Raw genomic sequence first — 21,165 nt, 5'->3', positions numbered from 1 at the left:
TCCTAATTCCTCTTTCCCTTAAAAAAATCTTTCACCAGTTGCGCGCAATCGTTTTCATGTATACCGCCGGTTATTAAGGTTTTTGGGTGAGTGATGGCTTGGTTAAGCCGGCCAAAACCGCGTTTGGTATCGTACGCGCCAAAAACTATGCGCCCTATCTGGAACCAATAGCTTGCCCCGGCGCACATTACGCAAGGCTCTAAAGTAACATACAGTGTACACTCGGGCAGGTATTTACCTCCCATATAATTCGCAGCCGCTGTCAGGGCCTGCATTTCGGCATGGGCCGATACATCGTTAAGCCGCTCGGTAAGGTTATGACCACGGCCAATGATCTGCCCCTTACACACCACAACCGCGCCAATAGGTATCTCATCTTCCTGCAAAGCCAGCCGGGCCTCTTTTAAGGCCTCGTTCATAAAAAATTCATCGGGAGAGATAGCGGGCTGCTCATCGCCAAAAGTTACATATCGCATCAGGTGTTTTGTTCAAATTTGTTCTTTAAATGTTTTTCGGTAGCCCTGAAAAGTATGATGACCGTAACAAAAGCACCTGCCAGCATCAAACCGACTTTTATAAGCGCTGTTATTTGGGCGCTTAACAATACCATGTTTAATAACCCTGTTATAACAAGCCCGGCTACTACCAGCGCCCAACCGCATTTAATGATCAGCGCGGTGGAATAACGGTTACCCTCATCCCAATTTTGCTGATTTTTCATAGACAGGGCAGTGCGGTAACCATAAAGGCTATTTATTTCTTTAGGCGGATAACGCTTTTGTATCATACCTGCCAATATAAATATCAAACCTATCAGGTGCGGGCCTATTATCCAGTTTACAAATATCATATCAGCTTGCTGCCATTGGGCACAGGTTTATCTATTGCAGTTAGCACAATATCGCCGTTTTCATCGGCCAGGCCGGTAACCAAAAACTCCGACATAAAATTGGCTATCTGTTTTTTGGGGAAATTAATTACCCCCAGTATCTGCCTGCCCGGCAACTCCTCTTTTGTGTAATGTTTGGTGATCTGCGCGCTGCTTTGTTTAATGCCCAGCGGCCCAAAATCAACCTTAAGTTTATACGCAGGTTTACGGGCCTCGGGGAAATCGGTTACCTCAAGTATAGTTCCGGCACGCAGTTCCACTTTTTCAAAATCGTTCCAGGATATGGTTTCCATAAATGCAAAGGTAGCGGGTGGATGTTGATTATGCGGATTCACACTTACTTAAACTTCTTAACCGTTTCGGTTAAATGCGCTAAATGGTGATTACCATGCCACGCATACAACGCAAGATTCTTCTTTAGCGGCGTAACACTGCCCGACTCGGGGTGTATAAATGTGCGGTTCCATTGATCTTCGGTAAAACTCTCAAAAAGGGCCACCATATGCTGATGAATACCGTCGAGCATTTTTAGCGATGGCTCTACCGGCAGGCGGTAATCGGGCTGCAGGGCCCAGCCTGTTTCGTCATAAGGCTTAATGGTTGGGGTATCTTCGGTAAGGGCCAGCTTAAAGCGGCATAACGAGTTCATGTGGCTATCAGCCAGGTGGTGTACTACTTGCCGCAACGTCCAGCCGCCGGCACGGTATTGGGTGTCAAGCTGGTTATAATTAAGCCCTATAATGGCTTCGCGTACGCGGCCTGGCAATGTTGCGATATCATGTATCCAGCGGCGCATGGCATCGTCTGTGTATGATACCGGCGCCACAAACTTCCCTATCGGGTAACGCATTTGCTCGTCTGTCATGGTCTTTGGTTAGGATGTATCTAAATTTTTGTTATTCCATAAGGAATTGGGCTAAATTAGCGTTTTAGTGTTATTTTGCTTTAAGATGTATAAAAAATTACTCCTGTTATTACTGTTCTTTAAATGTTTTGCCGGCTTTGCCGAAACTATACGTACCGATGTATTAGTTGTAGGTGGCGGTGCAAGCGGCGTGGCGGCAGCCATCCAAAGTGCCCGCAGCAAAATCAAGACGATACTGATTGAACCGGGCCCCTGGCTTGGCGGCAGCATGACCAGCGGCGGGATGTGTATACTGGAAGGTAACCGCACCTTAGCATCGGGAATCTACGCTGAATTTAAAAATCATATACGCGAATTGTATAAGCCACGCCTGGGGTACGATACCACCACAAACGCCCCGCTGGTATTTGAACCCTACACCGGCGCGGCGATACTTAAACGCATAACCGATACGGTTAAAAACCTCACCGTTAAGATGAACACACCTTTTACAGCTGTAAAAAAAGATGGCACAGGTTGGGAGATCACCATTATGCAGAGCGGCAAGGCGGTTACCATAAAAGCTAAACTGGTGGTTGATGCTACCGAACTGGGCGATGTAGCCGCAGCTGCTGGCGTATTACTAACAGCGGGGTTTGACAGCCGTACCGATACAAAAGAGGAACTGGCACCCCAAAATGCCACCAACCAGATACAGGATATCAGTTATCTGGCAATTTTAAAAGATTATGGCCGTGGTATTGATCGTACCATCCCCCAACCTGCGGGCTATGATGCTACGCAATACGCTTGCCTAAACAACGCGGATATCAAAAAAATGCTGGCATCGGCCAAGTTGCCAAATGATAAATATCTGATCAATTGGAGCGACTGCGCAAATCAATACCCTATAACCAGCGACGACCTGAATCCGGAAAACCGCGAGGCCACATTCAAAAAGGCAAAACTGCGCACACTGGGGCTTATTTACTACCTGCAAACCCGCCTTGGTTTTAAAAACCTTGGCCTTACTGATGATTTTAAAACAACCGACCATCTCCCCTATTTGCCGTTGATCCGCGAGAACCGCCGGGCAGCTGGGATGGTGCGTATGGTGCTTGACGACATTTATACACCCTATACCCGCGGCTCGCAGCTATACCGCACCAGTATTGCCGTGGGCGATGCCTTGCCGGGGCAACATTACAGTATACCGGGTGCGCCTCACATCAATTACCCGCCGTTCCCTGCTTATTCTATCCCGCTTGGCGCGGTGGTTGTTAAAGAACAGGAGAATTTACTGGTTACAGAAAAGGCCATGTCAGTTACGCACTTGGTAAATAGCAGTATCAGTTACCCGTCCGTACAGATGACGCTTGGGCAGGGCGTTGGCGCCACCGCGGCCTACTGCATATTTTTTGAAACCACTACCAAAAATTTAAAACCACGCATCATTCAGGGCGAGATACTTGACTTTAAAGGTATGCTGATGCCCTTTGCCGACATTAAAACCACCGACCGCGATTACCGCGCCATACAGCAGATAGGCGCCACCGGTTTACTGCAAGGCATACAAAAACCAAATGGCAACAGCGCGCGGGTATTGTTCATGCCCGACAGCGTTGTACATACAGCCGAAATAAAACCCTTTTTAAACGAGATATACTCGCGGGCATTTTTATGGTTTAATAAGGAGAAGCCGGGCGAACTGTTTACTATAGGTAACCTGCTATCGTACATCAGCGAAATGACCCTGCGCGACCCGAAAAACCTGCAGGACGGCATCCAGAAAACCTGGAAAACTTATTACAAATTTACCACCGGCTTTGACGCTACTCGCCCGGTCACCCGCCGCGAATTTGCCGTGCTGGCCAACCGCTTTTTTAACCCCTTTGCACGAAAAGTGGATATGAGCGGAAAGTTTATTAATTAACATGAAGCGATTGTTGAACGGCTGATTGACTGAGCTGTTTAATAAGGTTTTCTTTTAAGGGAAGAATAAAAGGCGCTTTCGCGCCTTTTATATTACATATCCATCATATCATGATCCACTTTGTGTTTTGCACCGCCCATTTTCATCAGTGAGGGCGTAATACGCAGGTACACCTGGAAACCAACCGGAGCATCGCCATATAATGGCCTTAGCGCTTTGGGCGAGGCATTGAGTGTTGCCTGAAGCCCCAAGGTAAGGTTGGTTTGTTTAACGGTGGTTAGTATACGGTTTGCCCCCAGGGTTATGGCGTTAATGTTAAAATTAGGGTCGCCGGGAAATACTGCATCCAGATCCATCTCGCCTGCATCCTTTTGCACATATTCGTAACGGCTGTAAATGGCGGTTTTTTTTAATTGCAGGCTGTTCTCAAGCAATATAGCGGGCTGCGTTTTGCCGTGATGCCGGTTTTGCCCATATACCAGGGTGGTGGCTACGTAGCTGTTATTGCCCAGCATTTTGGTGTGTATGGCCGATGCGGTAAAGCGGTTCACATTATCCTGGGGTTCGGCTTCTTCGGGGCTGTGCAGCCAGCCGTTTGAAACCTGTAAGGCCCATTCCCTGGATGGATTTACCGACAGGCGCACCGAGTATGAATTAAACCTGGGCTTATCAAAATCGTACCGGTGCTCATCAGGTTCGCGGCCTGTAAAAACTGAGCCCTCCAGCTTCACATTTTTATAGCGTAAACCCAGCGTGGCCGTACCAAAGGTAATGTGCGTGGCATCTGCATAATGATGGCTCAGGGGCGCATCGGGGTTATTCATGGCCGAGATACGGTGCATAAACACCGGCGGACCGAGCGCCGGCTCACCGGGCATCCCTACCGATAGCGAAATGTCGGTATTTTTAGCTACCCGGTGGGTGTAAGCTACACTGAGTTCGGCAAACAAGTCATGCGGATGCTGACGGTCTACCAGTTTATTGCCTTTATACGATTCGCCGGTTTGATACAGCAGCGGGTATCCGCCCGCGCCAACGGTGAAAGGATCAAACGAGAACATGGTATTCACAGCAAACAAACCATTGCTTCCTACCTTACGCTGAGCCATATACATAAACCAGTTTGGCACATCAAATTTACTATCTCCACGCTGGCCCTTGTTAAACAGGTCCTGCTTGTTATAGCGTGCAAAAAAGCTTCCGTGAAACATGTGCATCCACTTTTTCCCGTGTACCATATACATGTACATCGGCGTTTCATCGGGCACCCACGAGGTACCTGAGCCATCGCGGTTCATCGGCAGGTCTAAGGAAAACTGACTGCTCATCCCCATATGGCGGGTAGTATCGTTGCCCATCGCCGCCATCATTTTAGCATGATCGTGCGGTTTGGCGTTTTTTGTATTATCATGTTGCATGTGATCCATTTGCTGCGCATTGACGTTTACCGCCAGCATCAGCACACCAAACAGAGTTATATAATTTTTCATGGTTGATATTTATAAGTTAAAAAAATTGTACTCGAACCGTACCAGGTACATATTGGCACTGTTGCGCAGCATGTTATTGTATAAAGGCGTACGATAGGATATATCGAGCCGGCAAACGCTGTTGAATATAAATTGCACGGCAGGGGCTATATCAACATAGCTTTGCGCATAGCCGGGATTAGTTTTGCCCAGCAACTCGGCATACAGGTTTAAGTTTACCTGCTTATAACTGGTATACCGCTTTGGCAACAGCAAATAGCCGGCACTTATAGTATACGCCAGGGCCGACTTCGCGCCAGTAACTTGGCCATAAGTATTGGCATTGTCTATTCCGCGTAAATAGCTTGCCGAACCTGAAAATGCCAGTTTATGCAGCAATTGCGTAAACACCATGCCCGCCTGCAAGCCCGAGTTATCGCCCTCAAAGGCTATCTCCTGCATAGTGTAGGGGTTGCGGCTTACGGCTGCCTTTGCGAACACGGCTCCCCGAAAATGCGCCTGAACCGTATCAACGGATAGAAACCTGTATTTTCCGTAAATGCTTCCCCCCTCAAAACGCTGGCTGTTTTGCTGAAAATTTGACGTATATAACGCTCCGTGCATCATCAGCTTACCGCTTACGCCGTACATAGCTTCTAATGTTGTGCGATTTTTAAACCCTGATGAATTAAAGCCCTGATTTTCCAGCCGTATACCAAGCGAATGTGCAGCCATGTTGCTGGCAGGTTCGGTATTTACATATAATTCTTGCGCATGTACAGCGCATGCCAATGCCGTAAGGCAAAAAGCCAATAAAATAACTCTCATAAATTAAATGTTTATGAGCGCTTATATAGCTAAATGATAGGTGCGGCCGGTAGCGGTTGGCACTTCTTCGGGATTTTTACCCAGGTGCTTTTTGGTAATGGATTTTGGCGCGAAACCCTGATCGACAATAGTTAAAACTACCGGACCTGTAAGCGGCTTGTCGGCGTTTAAAAGCTTATAATTATTGGCCCCGTAGGTAAACGCGTTATCGGCAACCGTGGTTTTATCAAAATTAAAAGTGGTTTTTAAATAATTTACCGAAAAGCCCGAACTTCTGACCTTTTTGCTGATCTGCTCAAAATCTACCGGCACATCATTTTTAAAGGTGATAAAGTAAACGTTGCGAATCAGGTCGGGTTTAATCTCGCTTACAAAAGGTAGTGCCTTTAATGATTTTTCGGTAGTGCGAGCGCAAAGCGAGCAGGTTAAACCGCTAACTTGTAATTCGGCTTTGGTGAACTGAGCTTTAGCAGCCGTGATGGTTGCTATAAAAAGTACTATAGATATTTTAAACGTCTTCATGACTGTAAAAATTGAATTTGAAATTGATAAGTTAACTCTAATGGGATATAGCTAACTATCAGATCTTCAAAGTTCGATTTTTGATAAACACCGGCACATTTTGCTTCGGAGCCGCATCGGGCGGAGCGCGATCAAAAAGCAAATCAACTAATGCCTGCTGGGCCGGCATTAAAAAATCGCCCAGAGATAGGCCCGGCAAATCAACAGTTGTGCTTTTAGGTATCGATGAATTGGGCTGACTTTCGTGGCTGTCTTTAACTTTTACGTCAACCTTGGTGTCCTTGCAGCATTTCATTTTATTGCTTGCAAGAGGCTTGGCGCAGCTTTTTGGCGGGGCATTTACTTTTACGGCAACAACCTTGTTGCCGCAATAATGTAAATTAATGGCAAAGCCCGATGATGTAACCATGTACATCAATACCAAGATCAATACGCCTGCCTTTTTTAACATAGCACAAAAATACAGTATTAAGTATCTGATTTCAAACACTTAATTCAATTATTTATGAAATAACTTGTTTAATTAAGATCAATACAGTTAAATACTATTGCCCTTTTAAAGTAGCGGTTACCTTACCACATTCCAGCATATCATCGCCATAGTACGGATTGCGTATCTCTTCAGTTTCGCTTAACCATGCGGCTTTTTTCATAGGGCAATATTGCTGGTAAATAGTGGTACTATTCAGCTTTAAGCCCGATAGTAAGGCGTACATGTTTTTAGACAGGTTTTCGAAATGTTCGCGCTGGTGATCTAAAGCACCATTTTCACTCATGTGGCGGCTATCAAATTTCAGCTTCTCCAGGTAAGTGGTCATTAGTTTCTGTTGGGCGGGCTGCAAGCCTTTAACCGGTGCAGAAAGGGCGGCAAGCAATTCGGCCGAGCGTGTTTTCACGAGTTGAGCATTGCTGCCCACCAGCGCGTTCTTTACACCCATGTACGATGACGTTAATTTATCGATACCCGTGTTTTGTGCTTTTGCCACGATGATGGACAGCACAAGTAAGATGCTTAAAAATGTCTTTTTCATAATTGATATATTAACGTGTAAAATTGATGTAGTAGTACTGTTAAGCCTGTGCAGCAGGGTGCCTGTTAAATAATATTCCAAACACAATTGCAAACAGCGTATAAATGCCTGCCAATAGCCAAACAGCAGCGGGCAGACTGGCATCTGCCAAAACAGCTTTAACCAAAGCTATGCCCCCAATAAAAAAATGCGCGAAGTTGCCGATAACAATTGGCCTGTTATAAATACCGCCAACGATACTACCCTTTGCCATCCAGTTGATCATTGCGAAACCAAAATACAAACCGCCTAAAATTTGAATGATAAGTGTAAAGTATTTATTTGGCCCGATACCTATACCGGCATTTATTTCCTGCGGAAAAAAAGTAAGCCCCATGCCTATAATCGCCAAAAACAGGGCACTTAATATCATTATTATCTTAGTGTTCATTTCAACATTAAAACTTTACAACCTTCAACGGCTACGCTCCAAATAGCTGATTCAATAACCCGGCTAACCTAACGCCGCCTTTCAGCAGCTGGTTGTTCAATGTATCAATATAATCGAAATTGTATTTATATACATTGATCTTGTCGCCATCTTTTGTGCCGGCGTAAATTTTGCCGGCAATCTGGCTCGACTCGAACAGCCACTGGCTAATGGGCGCTTTTTGCCACTGCAAGCGCTGCGCGGTTGTGGTATGGTTTATCCAGCTAACATATTCCGTGTAGCTCAACTGTTGAAAATCTATCAGCTGGCTATCCCAGATCGAGTGCAGGTTGGTTGGGTTGTTAAACCACGTTACTTTTATATCGTTACCGCCCTTATCGGCTGTATGCGCCGTATGCATAGGCTGGTGTATATCTTCCACAATGTGTATCAGCATGCGCAGGGCAAGTACTTTATTGCTTTTAGTGATGTTCTTCCGTTTTAGCTCGCCTATTAAAAAGTTTAATTTGGTGTAAGCATCGGTGGCGGTATCCTGCTTCAAAAAAGCCTGCATCTCGGGATAGTTGTACTCTTTGTCAAAGTCTACATAATGCCACGATGAAAGGTACTTGTATTGCGGGTCAGACTTAATGAAGTCGGCCCAGTTGCTGGCCATGGCTATCGATTCGTTACCCAAAATGGCCTTAATTGCCGCCCTTGCTTTAGGGGTTAGGTAGCTATCGGCAATTTGCCCGCTAATACGGTGCCCATTGGTGCCCCAGGCCATGGCTTGTACCGGCATGTACATGATGGCGATACCTACAAATATTTTTTTTACTAACGTAATGTTCATTTCTATAATGGTTTTGGATTACAGCTACTTCTTTCTATTAAACGCGTATTAAACGATATAACGTTCGATGTTGGCGAAAACTGCAGCACCGAATCGCCTTTTTTTGTTATTTTGAAACGCTCCTCGTACACCCCCGACCTTAAACAGCCGCCGGGATCTTTATAGGTATAATTTGCATTACAAAACAAGCCGCGCACATGCAGGGTATCGTTGCGCTGCTCGTATACCCCTTTGGCGTACTCTGTCCAATTGCCGCCTTTTGTGCAGCTATCAGAGCCGTTGTTCACCTTGCTGAATGTTTTAATGCTCACAAAAAACGAATCGCAGTTAAACTTAAGGTTATATAACGAATAAGTTACCAGTTGCTTTTGCATGGTTACACTATCCTGCTGCCACTCGCCCTGCAGGTAGCCCTCGCCCGGTGTTTGCATATCAGGATTGAACCTGCAGGCGGTTTGCAGCAAATAGGTTAAAGCTAAAAGATAAAAGGCGAAAGCTTTTTTCATATTTCTCCGCCCGTCATTGCGAGGTACGAAGCAATCTCTGACCTATACCATTCGCCATGCTTATGGGCGACGTTCTATCAGGAGATTGCTTCGTACCTCGCAATGACGGTGATTTTTATTTTTTTAAATAGAAGGCGAAGGTTTTGATGTTCTTATCTATTTTCTTCCCCTTCGGGATCGGGTTTTATTTTAAGCTCCCTATCATATCTTCGGGGCGTACCCATTCGTCAAATTGCTCGTTGGTCAGGTAACCTAAGCCAACCGCCGCTTCGCGAAGCGATTTATTTTCCTTTAACGCTGTTTTGGCAATTTTTGCCGCGTTTTCGTAACCTATATGCGGGTTAAGCGCGGTAACAAGCATCAGGGAATTTTCCAGGTGCTTTTTGATACCGTCGTAGTTGGGCTCTATACCTACGGCGCAATGATCGTTAAACGATACGCATGCGTCACCTATCAGCCTTGCCGACTGCAGAAAGTTAGCCGCCATAACGGGTTTAAACACGTTTAGCTCGTAATGCCCGTTTGACCCGCCAATGCTGATGGCAACATCGTTACCCATTACCTGCGCGGCAACCATGGTAACCGCCTCGTTCTGGGTAGGGTTCACTTTGCCCGGCATAATAGACGAGCCCGGCTCGTTATCCGGTATATGTATCTCGCCGATACCCGAACGCGGGCCCGAGGCCAGCATGCGGATATCATTAGCTATCTTCATTAACGAAACAGCAATCTGCTTTAACGCGCCGTGGCTTTCAACAATAGCATCATGCGCGGCCAGTGCCTCAAACTTATTTTCGGCAGTGATGAATGGCAGGTTGGTGAATTTGGCGATGTATTCGGCAACCTTAACATCATAACCTTTTGGTGTGTTGATGCCGGTACCTACGGCGGTGCCGCCAAGGGCAAGCTCGCTCAGGTGGTCTAAAGTATTACGCAAGGCTTTAAGGCCGTGGTTTAACTGCGATACATAACCCGAGAACTCCTGGCCTAAGGTAAGCGGCGTAGCATCCATCAGGTGGGTACGGCCAATTTTTACCACGCTTTTAAACGCGTCAGATTTCGCCTGCAAGGTATCGCGTAGTTTTTCGATACCCGGGATGGTTACATCTATCAAAATTTTGTAGGCCGCAATGTGCATGGCCGTTGGGTACGTATCGTTTGATGACTGCGATTTGTTAACATCATCATTAGGGTGGATAAAGGTTTTACCCTCGCCCAATTGGTTGCCCTGTAAAACGTGCGCTCGGTTTGCAACCACCTCGTTCACGTTCATGTTTGATTGCGTGCCCGAACCGGTTTGCCATATCACCAGCGGAAACTCACCGGCCAGTTTGCCAGCCAAAATCTCATCGCAAACCTGTGCTATCAGGTCGCGCTTATCGGCAGGCAATACGCCCAGGTCGGTGTTGGTGTAAGCCGCCGCTTTTTTAAGGTAAGCAAAGGCTTCTATAATTTCCTTTGGCATGCTTGCCTCGGGGCCAATTTTAAAGTTATTGCGCGAGCGTTCGGTTTGCGCGCCCCAGTATTTGTCGGCGGGCACCTGTACCGCGCCCATGGTATCGTGTTCGGTTCTGAAACTCATATCGATAGTATGTTTTTGCGGTGCAAATTTAGGGTTTTATGCGGAAGGGCTTACTATCAAAAGGTAATCTTTTGGTACAAATTCTGTATTATTTATACGATATACGGTTTTTAAAAGCAGGTTCAACCATCTGAACAACAAGTAGTAAAAACAGCATAGCACCAGAGAGTATGCAAACTATTTTACTTGAATTTACATTTTCAATAATGTTTCTTTGATAAGCGGTAAGCAGCTCTCCGGCGCAAATACTATCTTGTACCTCGTATTTATAGCTAACCAGGCTATTGTAATAACCAAAGCCAAACAATAAAAAAAGCACGAAAAAAGTAACTGAAAGCCAAATTAGCCAGCGCCGCTTTATTATCATTTGTTTATAGTTTTTCGGATATACTGCTTTGGCTTATCAACTTTACAAATGTTTCAAGATCAGTTGCCTGCGATAACTTATAAAAGTATCCTGCCAACCAGTATGGCTTGGGCTGGGTGCCAAAGGCGGTAAACAAATCTTTTAGCTGCGCCGTAAGCAAAGCGGTTGCCGAAGCGTACTTGCGTGTCATAAAACCCGCCAGCACTTTGTTGATCGTTTTATTTTGCGCCATTGCTTCGGCTTTGGTGGCCGGTGCGGGCTGGTAGCCGGGCTCGGCAGGAAGGGTACCGCGCTGTAATATATTTTGCAGGTTGCCAAACGCTTCCTTGCTCCTGGCGGTGTTTGGTTCAAGTTGTAAAAACCGGCAAAAGCCTAATATCGCATCGGCGCGTTTGTTTTCATGAAAAGTAGTAAGTGCGTACATCCGCATACTGCCCGCATCCGCCGAATCCAGCTTTACAGCATTAACAAAAGTTTGCTCCGCGTCCTCGTATAACTTGCTGCGGTATTGCACAATACCCAGGTTGTAATAGATCCGCTGATTGGTGCTATCTGCCTTTATGCCATTCTTGTATGCTTCAATAGCTTTGGGCAGCTGTTTGCCGTTGCCATAAACGCTCCCCATTAAGCTGTATGATGCCGCTTTAAGCGCGGCGCTCGCGTTACCGTTTATTACCTTATCCAGGTAAGGCAATCCTTCGGGGCCTTTGCCGCTTGCAAAAAGTGTAAAGGCCAACTGGTAGTTTGCCTGTGTATTTTCGGGCTCGACCAATAAAGCGCTTTTGTACTTTTCAATAGCCTCCGGGTAATGTTTCTGACTGGTTAATTCCCGGCCTTGCTTAACTAAAGCGGTTACATCCTGCGCCGATGCATGTAAACTTATCGCGACGGCAAATAAAATGGACCAGGTTTTACAGATATTCTTTAGCATTAAAACTCCCGTTTTGTTGATGTCGCCCAGTTACTTAACGCTGTAAATTCTTTATCATGTTCAGTAATCCATTTTTTATTTTCATCGGGATAAGCACTTATGCTCAAAAACCTTACAAACGCAGGCATATTGCCCGATTTGCCCAGCGCTTCGAAATAACCCGCGAGAAATTTAGATGCAAATGGCTGGTCTTTATCGCTGATAATGCTAGGTGCAACCTGGAAAAGGGAACTTAACTGTAATGTTAACGAGTCAACCGGCGATAGATTGGTTTTACCGGCGGTAGCATTAATAACAGCAAGTGGCATCATCAAACCTACCGGGTTCGTATTATTTTGGTTCAGGGTAACCGTAATATTTTTATCTGTGTTTCTTTTGATGGCATAATTAATAATAGCCTTTATATAAGCCATCGCTTCTGCCGAGCGCTTGGTTTGCGGTTCAATCAGCAAAAAGCTGCACCAGCTTAATAAAGAGTTACCCAGTTTGTTTTGCTGTTTGGCAACTAATGCATACACCCTTTGGCTGCTGGCATGGCGGGGATCGAGCTTTATAGCGTTAATTATGCTGGCCTCGGCTTCCGGATACTTACCTTGTCGGTATTGCATGATCGCTAAATTATAATACAACCGCTGGTAGTTAGGTGCAACCTTAATACCCTTCATATAATAATCAAGCGCCTTTTCGGTTTGGTTATCATCATCATATATACTGCCAAGCATGTCGTAAGCGCCCGGCGAGTCCGGGTCCAACCTTATTACCTTTTCCAGGTAAGGCACAGCCTCTTTCCCCTTTCCTGAAGTAAAAAGGGTGTAAGCTAATTGGTATAAACCCTGCCTGTTATCGGGATCGATCTTAATCGCTTCCTGATATTTTTGGATGGCTTCGGTATACTTTCCTTCGTTATGTAAAGCAATACCTTGTTTTACCAAGGTTGTGGCATCTGTTTTATTTTGCCCGTAAGCAATAGTCGAAATAAAAAGGGCTATAATTAGTGATAGGCGGTATTTAAGTTTCATGCTTAAATTTAAAATAGTTTTTACCAATGTTAAAACATTAGTTATTTTTTTGGCTACGACCCCTTATATTCCTAATTCTTAGCTTTATTGATAGAAAGAGCTTTTGCGATAAAGCAAGTGTGTGCAACTGCGTGTCCGATATTTGCTGTTGCAAATTTCTGCTCTGTGTTTCTGTGAATTAAAAGTCCCTGTGGGTAAATCTTTCCCAAATATCTAACGCTGCAAATTCTTTTCCGTGTTCGGCAAACCATTTTTTATTTTCCTCGGGATACATGCTCATGCTAATGTACCTTACAAACGCCGGCATATTTGTCGTTTTACCAAGTGTTCCGAAATAACCCGCGAGATATTGGGATGCAAAGGGCTGGTCTTTATCGTCGATAATGGTTTGTGCCGCCTGAAAAATGGCAGTTAACTGCAGGGTTAATGAATCAACCGGCGACAGTTTTTTTTTACCGGTGGTAGCACCGATAACAAGCCGCGACATCATCAGGCTGGCCCCATTGAGGTTATTTTCTTTAGCGGTTGCCGTAATATTTTTGTCCGTTTTCCCTGTGATCACAGAAGCTATAATGGACTTTACATAACCCATTGCTCCTAAAGAGCGCGTGGTTTGCGCCTCAACAAATAAAAAACTGCACCAGCCCAATAATGAATTGCCTAACTTGTTTTGGCGACCGGCAGCCAGGGCATAAACCATTTGACTGTTGGCGTGCTTGTGGTTGAGTTTTAAAGCCTGGATTGCGCTGGCCTCTGCTTCGGCATATTTGTTCTGGTTATAATATATAATGGCTAAGCTGTAATGAAAGCGCTGGAAATTAGGGTCGACCTTAACGCCTTTCAGAAAATACTCAAGGGCCTTTTCCTTTTGGTTGTTCTGATAATAGGTATTACCCAGCGCATCATAGGCGGCAGGGAGGTTGGGGTTTAGTTTTATTATTCTTTCCAGATAGGGTATGGCTTCTTTTCCTTTTTCTAAATTAATTAACCCCAAGGATAATTGATATAAACCCTCGATGTTATCAGGATCAACCTTTATCGCCTCCTGGCCTTTTTGTACCGCTTCGGCGTATTTACCTTGTTTATTTAAAGTAGAACTCTGGTCTGTCAGCGTTTTTGCGTCTTCTTTGCTTTGTCCATAAGTAACTGTCGAAATAAAAAAGGCAATGATTAATAGTGATAGGTTGCGTTTAAGTTTCATGCCTAAATTTAAGATAGTTTTAACAATGTTGAAACATTAATCAACTTTTAGGCTTATACCTCCTATATAATTTCTAATTTTCGCCTTCGTTTACGTGAAAGAATTTTTGTCTATGAAACAAGTGTGCACAGCTGCCATTTCAACCATATTTTCCATCCTCCTGTTTACTTCCTGCTCCGGCAACGGCGAAAATAAAAAAGGCGAAGCCGATAACGGCAAACCTTTTAATACAACCGAACTGCTAAAGTACGACCCCGCTAAAGGCGATAAAAAAATTGAAGAGTTTATGCAGCACCTGCATAAGGTAAGCGGGTTTAACGGCAACGTACTGGTTGCAAAGAAAGGCAAGATACTTTACGAAGGGTCGTTTGGCTGGGCCAATCACCTCACCCGCGACAGCCTTAAACTGAACTCGCAGTTCGAACTGGCATCGGTTACCAAAACCATGACGGGTACCGCCATTATGCAGCTTTGGGAAAAAGGCAAAATTAAGTTAGATCAGGATGTGAAGGAGTTCTTCCCTGATTTTCCGTATGATGGAGTGACCATACGTTTGCTGCTTACGCACCGCAGCGGCATGATGAATTACGTTTACTTCGTGGATAATATTTACCGCAGCCAGCATCTTAACCAAAAAAAGGGCTTAACCAACAAAGAGGTTATGGCTATGATAGCCAAATACAAGCCAGCGCGCTTTAACAAGCCAAACGCCAGCTTTTTATACAACAACAGCAACTTTATGGTGCTGGGCGCTATTATAGAAAAGGTTACCGGCCAAAGCTATGCCGACTACATGAAGGAACATATTTTTAAACCCGCCGGGATGACACATACCGCCGTTTATTCAAAGGCGGTTTATGATAAAATACCCGTTGATGTAGTGGGCCATGACCGTAACAGCTGGAAATACTCGGTAGCACAAAACTTTTTAGACGGCCCCGTGGGCGATAAAGGCATTTACAGCACCGTTGGCGACTTATATGTTTTTGACCAGGCCCTTAAAGCCGGCAAGCTCATTAAACCCGCCACGCAAGATTCTGCTTATACGGCGCGCAACCCCATGATACGCGGGCACTTCAGTTATGGATACGGGTGGCGTATATTTGAAAGCCCGGGCCAAAAGGTGGTTTACCATACCGGCTGGTGGCATGGGTTTCGCCATATATTTTTGCGCGATATGAAAAACGATGTTACCATTGTTTTGTTAGGTAATGTAGTAAACGGCAGCCTGCTGCACCTTGACGACCTATTTAAAATGACAGGTATGCCGGTTGTGCGCAAGGGGGCTTATACCGGCAGCGGCGATACGGCGGAGGATTAGCCCCCGGCCCCCTGAAGAGGGGAGTTTTTGAATTAAATAACAATGTTAAAATAAAACAGTCAACTTCTATTCCCCCTTTAGGGGGTTAGGGGGCGAAGATTAGGGGGTAACATGTTCGATAAACTAATGGAGGCCCAGCAAAAGGCGGGCGAAGTAAAACAACGTTTGGATGCCATAACCGTTACCGGCACCGCCGAGGGTGGCAAAATAACCGTACAGGCAAATGGCAACAAAGTGGTTAAATCGGTTGCTATTGACGAAGCTTTTTTGAAAGAAGCCGATAAAGAGGAACTGGAAGAACTGCTGGTTGTTGCTATAAACAAAGCCATGGAGCAGGCCGAAAACGTAAGCCAGAGCGAAATGGCAGCCATGACCAGTGCCATGCTGGGCGGAATGGGCGGATTAGGCAACCTGTTTGGTAAATAAAGTGACAGATGTGCAATTGCGTGAACATGCAAATGCACAGATGAGCTTATGAATATTTAATAACCAGGGTATGCAAAGCGATGTGCTAATAATCTGCACATACGCACATTTGCATATCTGCACATTTAAAATCTATGAAACTTACCTATTATGGCCAGTCGACCGTTGAGATCGTGACCGACGGCAAAACATTGTTATTCGACCCGTTCATCACGCCGAACGACCTGGCTAAAAACATTGATGTTAACAGCCTAAAACCCGACTATATATTGGTATCGCACGGGCACGGCGACCACGTTGCCGACCTGGTAACTGTTCAAAAAAACAGTGGTGCAAAAATTATATGCATTGCCGAAATTGCGGGTTGGCTGGGTAAGCAGGGCATAACCAATGTACACGGCATGAACATTGGCGGTGGCTTCAACTTTGAGTTTGGCCGCGTTAAAATGGTAAACGCTGTACACTCCAGCGCACTACCCGATGGCAGCAACGGCGGTAACCCTGCCGGTTTTGTACTATCATCCGAAGGAAAAAAAATATACTTTGCAGGTGATACAGCGCTTACTTATGATATGAAACTACTGGAGGACGAGAACCTTGATTGGGCACTTTTGCCAATAGGCGATAATTATACCATGGGAGCCGACGATGCTATTAAGGCCGCCGCGTTCATCAATTGTAAAAACATTATCGGCATACACTACGATTCGTTCCCGGTGATCAAGATAGATAAAGAAGAAGTTGCCGGTAAATTTATACACGCCGGGCTTAATTTAAAGCTGCCGGCCATTGGCGAAAGCATAGAGCTATAACATAAAGGCTGTCTAAAAAACGTGGGGCGCCTTCTCTTCTGATATAATATTAAACGAAACGGGTGGTGACAGTATACTGTCACCACCCGTTTTATTAATTAGCTGATTATCAAGCGTTCATGTCTGTTCACGGTGTTCACGTGCGCCGAACGTGAACACTTTCTGCTAAGTAGGTGTTCTCAACAAGCTTATATCACCGTTCCGCTTGGTATTACAGCGCGTTTCTTAACTATCACAATACCATCAGTTACCGTATATGTCGGGAAATCGCCGTCAGGCAAAGGCCCGCCGCAATTTATTTTTACATCGTTGCCTATGTACGTGTTTTTGTCTATAATGGCGTTTTTTATGCAGCATCTGTCTCCGATACCCATAATAGGCGCGCCGGTAGCTTTTGCCTCGGCTATATCTTCAAGGGTTTGATAATTGTCGCTACCCATTACATAACAGCTTTCAATTTCGCTGGCCACGCCAATGCGGGTACGTATACCAATTATGGAATGGATAATGTGCGCGGCATTGATGATACAGCCATCGGCAATAATAGAACGGTCTATTAGTGTACCCGATATTTTTGTAGGGGGCAACATACGCGCGCGTGTGTATATCTGGTTCTTATTAAACAGGTCGAATTTTGGAATGTCATCAGTAAGGCCCAGGTTAGCTTCAAAAAACGAAGGGATAGTCCCGATATCTGTCCAATAGCCTTCGTACTGATAGCTTAAAACTTTGTGGCCGGTGATGGCCTGCGGGATGATTTCTTTCCCAAAGTCCGGATCATCGTTTCCTTCCAACAACTCGTATAGTAATTTACGGTTAAACAGGTATATACCCATTGATGCCAGGTAAACACGCCCCTCTGCTTTCATCTCATCACTCACTTCAGATGCCCAGCTCTCGAAATCCTTTTTAGGCTTTTCAATAAAGGCGGTTATCATGCTGTTTTCATCCGTTTTAAGAATCCCAAAGCCCGGCACATCATTCGCGTGTACGGGAATGGTGGCTATAGATATATCCGCACCTGTATCAATATGCTTTTGTATCATCTCCTCAAAATCCATCTGATACAGCTGATCGCCTGATAATATCAGCACGTATTCAAAATCGTGCGTAGCCAGGTGATGCAGGCTTTGCCTAACCGCATCGGCCGTACCCTGGAACCATCCGCCGCTGGTTGGCGTTTGCTCTGCAGCCAAAATATCAACAAAAGCCGTGCTGAACGTGCTGAAATGGTAAGTGTTTTTGATGTGTTTGTTTAACGATGCCGAGTTAAACTGCGTTAACACAAATATACGGCTGATATTTGAGTGCAAACAGTTAGAGATGGGGATATCCACCAAACGATATTTGCCCGCAATTGGCACTGCCGGTTTTGAACGGGTTAATGTAAGTGGTGCTAAACGGCTACCCTGGCCGCCTCCAAGTACAATACTGATTACTTTTGATGTCATATCTTTGGAATTAAACTTTCATAAAGGTTTATATATTCTTTTGCCGAGCGTGCCCACGAAAAATCGAGGGCCATCATGCGCTTGCGTAATGCTTGCATTTTGCGGCTGTCTTTATATACTACAACTGCACGGGCCACCGACGTGCAAATATCTTCTACAGTTACTTCTTCAAATCGTATGCCGTAACCACCTTCTTCGCCAAAATCTATTACGGTATCTTTCAGGCCCCCTGTGCTGCGTACCAGCGGCATAGTGCCATAACGCATGGCATACATCTGGTTTAAGCCACAAGGCTCCACTCGCGATGGCATCAGCAGGAAATCGGCGCCGGCATAAATTAAATGCGCCAACGCTTCGTCGTACCCAATAAATACATTTACGTTTTGCGGGTATTGTTCTTTTAACAAAGTTAATGCTTGTTCCGTTGCGCTTTCCCCGGCGCCAAGTATCAAAAAGTTGACCTTATCGCCATGTTCTTTAACGCTCTTTTCAATTGCTTCAGGCAGCATATCTGACCCCTTCTCGCCTACCAGGCGGCCTATGAACGCTACCAGCGGCTTATCTGCAGATAACCCAAACCTGTCGCACAAAATATCCTTGTTTTTTTGCTTGCCCTCGGTAACCGTTGACGCATCAAAATGCGCTGCCAGCATCGGGTCGGTTTCGGGCTCCCAAACGTCGGTATCAATGCCGTTGATAATGCCTACGCCTTTATCCCTTTCTACATAAAACAAATACTCCAACCCGTTTGAGTTAACACTAAGTTCGTGCAGGTAACTCGGCGAAACGGTGGTGTATCTCCAGCAGCATTTTACTGCGGATGCCAGCGGGTTAATCCCGCCGTTCCAGTCCAGCAGGCCGGTTTTATAAAAATCAATTTCGGGCAGGTAATTTAAATTCTCCCAGCCAAACGCACCGTGATACTGTCCGTTGTGTATGGTAAATATGGTGGGTATATGGGCCAGCCGGCGGTACAGGTTTGAGTGGTACATCATAAACGGCACCAGGCCCGAGTGGTGATCGTGGCAATGTATCAGATCGGGCGTTTGGCCGCTCCAGTTTATCCAATCTAAAAACGCTATCTGGAAAGCGATGAACTGCTCTTTTTCATCCGGGTAGCTGTATACATTTTCCCTGTCAAGCAGGCCGGGTATTTTTACTAGATACAGCTCAAAGCCAAGTTTATCAGTTTGTTCTTTTAAAATCTCGAAATAAATACGCCGCGTGCCCAGCAAAGTTGCACCCTGAAAAACAACATCAAACGTATTGTCAACAACAAACTTACGGTTGTAAAAAGGCATTACAACGGCCGCCTGTAAGCCTGACAAATTCTGATATTTAGGCAATGCGCCAACCACATCGGCAAGCCCCCCTACTTTAGCAATAGGATAGCATTCGGCGCTCAGGTGGAAAATTCTCATTTGGGATTATATAAGGGTTAAGGTACTAAACATTTCCCCAAATGAACAAACACATAATTTTAAAAATGTGTTTAAAAAAGTGATATTATTTAATCAGATACAGAGGTTAATTGCAATTTCGGCATTAATATAAATTGCGGCGCAGGGTTAATTATGAATTTGTTAATGATTTGATGCACTGATCATACAGGTAGGATTCCCCAACCCTTATTTCTCCAACCGTTTTTGAATATACTTAATTTTGTCCCTCTCTTTTACATCGATCTTCACATTTGGGGCGATCCCGGTGTTGTCTATAGGATATTGAGGCAACCTTTTTGACCTTGCAATGGGAATAACAAGATTAAGGTCAGCACAGGGAATATCAAAATACTGATAGCTGCCATAATCTAATATACCTGCCGAGTTTTCACCGTAAACTTTTACTTTTTTGCTTTGCATCGCCGTCAGCAAAAACGATTCGGTAGAGCTTGCACTATTTCTGTCTATTAATATCGCTATCTTCTGCGGAAATTGATAAACGGAATCATATTTGATCTCAAAAGACTCTTTGCCGGAGGGGTTTACAAACTGGTTTGGATGTAACTTCATCAGGCTAATTACGTTCCTCAAAAATTCTTTAGCCTGCCCGGAGATATCCGGGTCCTTTAAATTGCCTTCTAAGAGGGCAATATTATCTTTTGATGAGCGATATTCATCCGGTTTAATATTTATCGGATTGGCGTAGATATACGGCAGTAAAGCATTGAATGCATAATCAGTGCCGCCGCCGTTACCACGAACATCTATGATCCAGTTAGGAGCTGTTTTTAAACTTTCCTGATGGGCTTTAAAAAGGCTGTCGATTATTTTCTTCTCACTCCATTCAAATGAAGGGAGCCTGATGAGTATAGTATTAGCGTTGAACTGCTTTATACTCGTTTGGCTATCTAATTTCTCGCCAGATCCGGGTAAAGTTTGTTTCGCGGCAAAAAGCTTATCAAGCTGTTTAATCTGTTCAGGATACTTTTCCCGGTAACGCCAATCTAATTGCACCCTAAGATGATGGTCTTTAAAGTAATTGACCCATGTTTTTAATATCACATAACAGGAGTCTGTACCGGTTGCTTTTAACGCCCTTTGGCGTAACTGCCCGGTGAAAGTGTTAAATTCCTTCAGGTTCTTGTTTTTTACCTTGTCGGTATACCCGGAATAGTTATCGGTTACATGGCTTGTGACGTAATCAAAATTTACCAGGCAGTTGCAATTCTGCGCAAATGCGCCTATCGGAAACAATACAATAAAACAGAGAAATAATTTCTTCATAAATTATGATAACTATTTTGAAGACGATAAACATTCTTCAATAGT

23 protein-coding genes are annotated in these 21,165 nt (G+C 44.9%); 4 read left to right on the top strand and 19 right to left on the bottom strand.

All coding sequences use genetic code 11. The features are described from left to right. Nucleotides 1-2 precede the first annotated feature (2 nt). From GWR56_RS06300 to GWR56_RS06285, 4 genes are read right to left on the bottom strand one after another with little or no spacing between them, the layout of a single operon-like run. Nucleotides 3-476: a nucleoside deaminase gene (locus tag GWR56_RS06300; protein WP_162430289.1), complete on the bottom strand. Its 474-nt coding sequence runs from the start codon at nt 474-476 to the stop codon at nt 3-5. Beyond that, nucleotides 476-850 carry an SdpI family protein gene (locus GWR56_RS06295; RefSeq protein ID WP_162430288.1) on the bottom strand — a complete coding sequence of 125 codons (375 nt, stop codon included), beginning with the start codon at nt 848-850 and terminating at the stop codon, nt 476-478. The genes GWR56_RS06300 and GWR56_RS06295 overlap by 1 nt, the downstream gene beginning before the upstream one ends. Continuing rightward, nucleotides 847-1,182, bottom strand: coding sequence for a tRNA-binding protein (locus tag GWR56_RS06290; RefSeq protein WP_162430287.1), 336 nt, complete (start codon nt 1,180-1,182; stop codon nt 847-849). The genes GWR56_RS06295 and GWR56_RS06290 overlap by 4 nt, the downstream gene beginning before the upstream one ends. A gap of 44 nt (nt 1,183-1,226) precedes the next feature. After that, on the bottom strand, nt 1,227-1,754 hold the full coding sequence (locus GWR56_RS06285) for a YfiT family bacillithiol transferase (protein WP_162430286.1): 528 nt from the start codon (nt 1,752-1,754) through the stop codon (nt 1,227-1,229). Nucleotides 1,755-1,839: 85 nt separating this feature from the next. Between GWR56_RS06285 and GWR56_RS06280 the strand changes: the two genes are divergently transcribed. Further along, on the top strand, nt 1,840-3,666 hold the full coding sequence (locus GWR56_RS06280; RefSeq protein ID WP_162430285.1) for an FAD-dependent oxidoreductase: 1,827 nt from the start codon (nt 1,840-1,842) through the stop codon (nt 3,664-3,666). A gap of 92 nt (nt 3,667-3,758) precedes the next feature. On the opposite strand, the gene GWR56_RS06275 is transcribed toward GWR56_RS06280, so the two are convergent. From GWR56_RS06275 to GWR56_RS06220, 12 genes are all read right to left on the bottom strand, one after another. Next, on the bottom strand, nt 3,759-5,156 hold the full coding sequence (locus tag GWR56_RS06275) for a hypothetical protein (RefSeq protein WP_162430284.1): 1,398 nt from the start codon (nt 5,154-5,156) through the stop codon (nt 3,759-3,761). A gap of 9 nt (nt 5,157-5,165) precedes the next feature. After that, the gene (locus GWR56_RS06270; protein ID WP_162430283.1) at nt 5,166-5,963 is read right to left on the bottom strand and encodes a hypothetical protein; all 798 of its coding nucleotides are present in this window, start codon (nt 5,961-5,963) and stop codon (nt 5,166-5,168) included. 21 nt (nt 5,964-5,984) lie between these two features. After that, a complete protein-coding gene (locus GWR56_RS06265) occupies nt 5,985-6,485 on the bottom strand; it encodes a heavy-metal-associated domain-containing protein (protein WP_162430282.1) in 501 nt (166 codons plus the stop codon). Between the two features lie 58 nt (nt 6,486-6,543). Beyond that, nucleotides 6,544-6,936 (bottom strand): hypothetical protein, encoded by a 393-nt coding sequence (locus GWR56_RS06260; protein WP_162430281.1) that lies wholly within the window; start codon nt 6,934-6,936, stop codon nt 6,544-6,546. A 94-nt stretch (nt 6,937-7,030) separates the two neighbouring features. Continuing rightward, nucleotides 7,031-7,516 (bottom strand): DUF3347 domain-containing protein, encoded by a 486-nt coding sequence (locus GWR56_RS06255; RefSeq protein ID WP_162430280.1) that lies wholly within the window; start codon nt 7,514-7,516, stop codon nt 7,031-7,033. A gap of 40 nt (nt 7,517-7,556) precedes the next feature. Then, nucleotides 7,557-7,946, bottom strand: a complete 390-nt coding sequence (locus GWR56_RS06250; RefSeq protein WP_162430279.1) for a hypothetical protein — start codon at nt 7,944-7,946, stop codon at nt 7,557-7,559. Nucleotides 7,947-7,977: 31 nt separating this feature from the next. Then, on the bottom strand, nt 7,978-8,778 hold the full coding sequence (locus GWR56_RS06245) for a S1/P1 nuclease (protein WP_162430278.1): 801 nt from the start codon (nt 8,776-8,778) through the stop codon (nt 7,978-7,980). A 2-nt stretch (nt 8,779-8,780) separates the two neighbouring features. Next, nucleotides 8,781-9,284 carry a fumarate hydratase gene (locus GWR56_RS06240; protein ID WP_162430277.1) on the bottom strand — a complete coding sequence of 168 codons (504 nt, stop codon included), beginning with the start codon at nt 9,282-9,284 and terminating at the stop codon, nt 8,781-8,783. Between the two features lie 184 nt (nt 9,285-9,468). Continuing rightward, complete coding sequence (fumC, locus tag GWR56_RS06235) at nt 9,469-10,866, bottom strand: class II fumarate hydratase (protein WP_162430276.1); 1,398 nt, start codon at nt 10,864-10,866, stop codon at nt 9,469-9,471. Nucleotides 10,867-11,237: 371 nt separating this feature from the next. After that, nucleotides 11,238-12,164 carry a tetratricopeptide repeat protein gene (locus GWR56_RS06230; RefSeq protein WP_162430275.1) on the bottom strand — a complete coding sequence of 309 codons (927 nt, stop codon included), beginning with the start codon at nt 12,162-12,164 and terminating at the stop codon, nt 11,238-11,240. Continuing rightward, nucleotides 12,164-13,183 (bottom strand): tetratricopeptide repeat protein, encoded by a 1,020-nt coding sequence (locus tag GWR56_RS06225; protein WP_162430274.1) that lies wholly within the window; start codon nt 13,181-13,183, stop codon nt 12,164-12,166. The genes GWR56_RS06230 and GWR56_RS06225 overlap by 1 nt, the downstream gene beginning before the upstream one ends. A 178-nt stretch (nt 13,184-13,361) precedes the next feature. Next, nucleotides 13,362-14,384 carry a tetratricopeptide repeat protein gene (locus GWR56_RS06220; RefSeq protein ID WP_162430273.1) on the bottom strand — a complete coding sequence of 341 codons (1,023 nt, stop codon included), beginning with the start codon at nt 14,382-14,384 and terminating at the stop codon, nt 13,362-13,364. A 112-nt stretch (nt 14,385-14,496) separates the two neighbouring features. On the opposite strand from GWR56_RS06220, the gene GWR56_RS06215 reads away from it, so the two are divergent. From GWR56_RS06215 to GWR56_RS06205, 3 genes are all read left to right on the top strand, one after another. Continuing rightward, nucleotides 14,497-15,705, top strand: coding sequence for a serine hydrolase (locus tag GWR56_RS06215; protein WP_162430272.1), 1,209 nt, complete (start codon nt 14,497-14,499; stop codon nt 15,703-15,705). 111 nt (nt 15,706-15,816) lie between these two features. Beyond that, the gene (locus GWR56_RS06210) at nt 15,817-16,131 is read left to right on the top strand and encodes a YbaB/EbfC family nucleoid-associated protein (protein WP_162430271.1); all 315 of its coding nucleotides are present in this window, start codon (nt 15,817-15,819) and stop codon (nt 16,129-16,131) included. Nucleotides 16,132-16,265: 134 nt separating this feature from the next. Next, nucleotides 16,266-16,943, top strand: coding sequence for a metal-dependent hydrolase (locus GWR56_RS06205; protein WP_162430270.1), 678 nt, complete (start codon nt 16,266-16,268; stop codon nt 16,941-16,943). A gap of 188 nt (nt 16,944-17,131) precedes the next feature. On the opposite strand, the gene GWR56_RS06200 is transcribed toward GWR56_RS06205, so the two are convergent. From GWR56_RS06200 to GWR56_RS06190, 3 genes are all read right to left on the bottom strand, one after another. Continuing rightward, complete coding sequence (locus GWR56_RS06200) at nt 17,132-18,394, bottom strand: glucose-1-phosphate adenylyltransferase (protein WP_162430269.1); 1,263 nt, start codon at nt 18,392-18,394, stop codon at nt 17,132-17,134. Next, the gene (locus GWR56_RS06195) at nt 18,391-19,815 is read right to left on the bottom strand and encodes a glycogen synthase (protein ID WP_162430268.1); all 1,425 of its coding nucleotides are present in this window, start codon (nt 19,813-19,815) and stop codon (nt 18,391-18,393) included. Before GWR56_RS06195 ends, GWR56_RS06200 begins: the two co-directional genes overlap by 4 nt. A 207-nt stretch (nt 19,816-20,022) precedes the next feature. Continuing rightward, entirely contained in the window at nt 20,023-21,120 is a 1,098-nt protein-coding gene (locus GWR56_RS06190; protein WP_162430267.1) for a S41 family peptidase, read from the bottom strand. Between the last annotated feature and the right edge of the window lie 45 nt (nt 21,121-21,165).

Source organism: Mucilaginibacter sp. 14171R-50, assembly GCF_010093045.1.
GTDB lineage: Bacteria > Bacteroidota > Bacteroidia > Sphingobacteriales > Sphingobacteriaceae > Mucilaginibacter.
This window is presented reverse-complemented; position numbering and strand designations above follow the sequence as displayed.

Coding starts and splice junctions, on each gene's coding strand:
- GWR56_RS06300 (WP_162430289.1), bottom strand. CDS start 476: ATGCGATATGTAACTTTTGGCGATGAGCAGCCCGCTATCTCTCCCGAT.
- GWR56_RS06295 (WP_162430288.1), bottom strand. CDS start 850: ATGATATTTGTAAACTGGATAATAGGCCCGCACCTGATAGGTTTGATA.
- GWR56_RS06290 (WP_162430287.1), bottom strand. CDS start 1,182: ATGGAAACCATATCCTGGAACGATTTTGAAAAAGTGGAACTGCGTGCC.
- GWR56_RS06285 (WP_162430286.1), bottom strand. CDS start 1,754: ATGACAGACGAGCAAATGCGTTACCCGATAGGGAAGTTTGTGGCGCCG.
- GWR56_RS06280 (WP_162430285.1), top strand. CDS start 1,840: ATGTATAAAAAATTACTCCTGTTATTACTGTTCTTTAAATGTTTTGCC.
- GWR56_RS06275 (WP_162430284.1), bottom strand. CDS start 5,156: ATGAAAAATTATATAACTCTGTTTGGTGTGCTGATGCTGGCGGTAAAC.
- GWR56_RS06270 (WP_162430283.1), bottom strand. CDS start 5,963: ATGAGAGTTATTTTATTGGCTTTTTGCCTTACGGCATTGGCATGCGCT.
- GWR56_RS06265 (WP_162430282.1), bottom strand. CDS start 6,485: ATGAAGACGTTTAAAATATCTATAGTACTTTTTATAGCAACCATCACG.
- GWR56_RS06260 (WP_162430281.1), bottom strand. CDS start 6,936: ATGTTAAAAAAGGCAGGCGTATTGATCTTGGTATTGATGTACATGGTT.
- GWR56_RS06255 (WP_162430280.1), bottom strand. CDS start 7,516: ATGAAAAAGACATTTTTAAGCATCTTACTTGTGCTGTCCATCATCGTG.
- GWR56_RS06250 (WP_162430279.1), bottom strand. CDS start 7,946: ATGAACACTAAGATAATAATGATATTAAGTGCCCTGTTTTTGGCGATT.
- GWR56_RS06245 (WP_162430278.1), bottom strand. CDS start 8,778: ATGAACATTACGTTAGTAAAAAAAATATTTGTAGGTATCGCCATCATG.
- GWR56_RS06240 (WP_162430277.1), bottom strand. CDS start 9,284: ATGAAAAAAGCTTTCGCCTTTTATCTTTTAGCTTTAACCTATTTGCTG.
- fumC (WP_162430276.1), bottom strand. CDS start 10,866: ATGAGTTTCAGAACCGAACACGATACCATGGGCGCGGTACAGGTGCCC.
- GWR56_RS06230 (WP_162430275.1), bottom strand. CDS start 12,164: ATGCTAAAGAATATCTGTAAAACCTGGTCCATTTTATTTGCCGTCGCG.
- GWR56_RS06225 (WP_162430274.1), bottom strand. CDS start 13,183: ATGAAACTTAAATACCGCCTATCACTAATTATAGCCCTTTTTATTTCG.
- GWR56_RS06220 (WP_162430273.1), bottom strand. CDS start 14,384: ATGAAACTTAAACGCAACCTATCACTATTAATCATTGCCTTTTTTATT.
- GWR56_RS06215 (WP_162430272.1), top strand. CDS start 14,497: ATGAAACAAGTGTGCACAGCTGCCATTTCAACCATATTTTCCATCCTC.
- GWR56_RS06210 (WP_162430271.1), top strand. CDS start 15,817: ATGTTCGATAAACTAATGGAGGCCCAGCAAAAGGCGGGCGAAGTAAAA.
- GWR56_RS06205 (WP_162430270.1), top strand. CDS start 16,266: ATGAAACTTACCTATTATGGCCAGTCGACCGTTGAGATCGTGACCGAC.
- GWR56_RS06200 (WP_162430269.1), bottom strand. CDS start 18,394: ATGACATCAAAAGTAATCAGTATTGTACTTGGAGGCGGCCAGGGTAGC.
- GWR56_RS06195 (WP_162430268.1), bottom strand. CDS start 19,815: ATGAGAATTTTCCACCTGAGCGCCGAATGCTATCCTATTGCTAAAGTA.
- GWR56_RS06190 (WP_162430267.1), bottom strand. CDS start 21,120: ATGAAGAAATTATTTCTCTGTTTTATTGTATTGTTTCCGATAGGCGCA.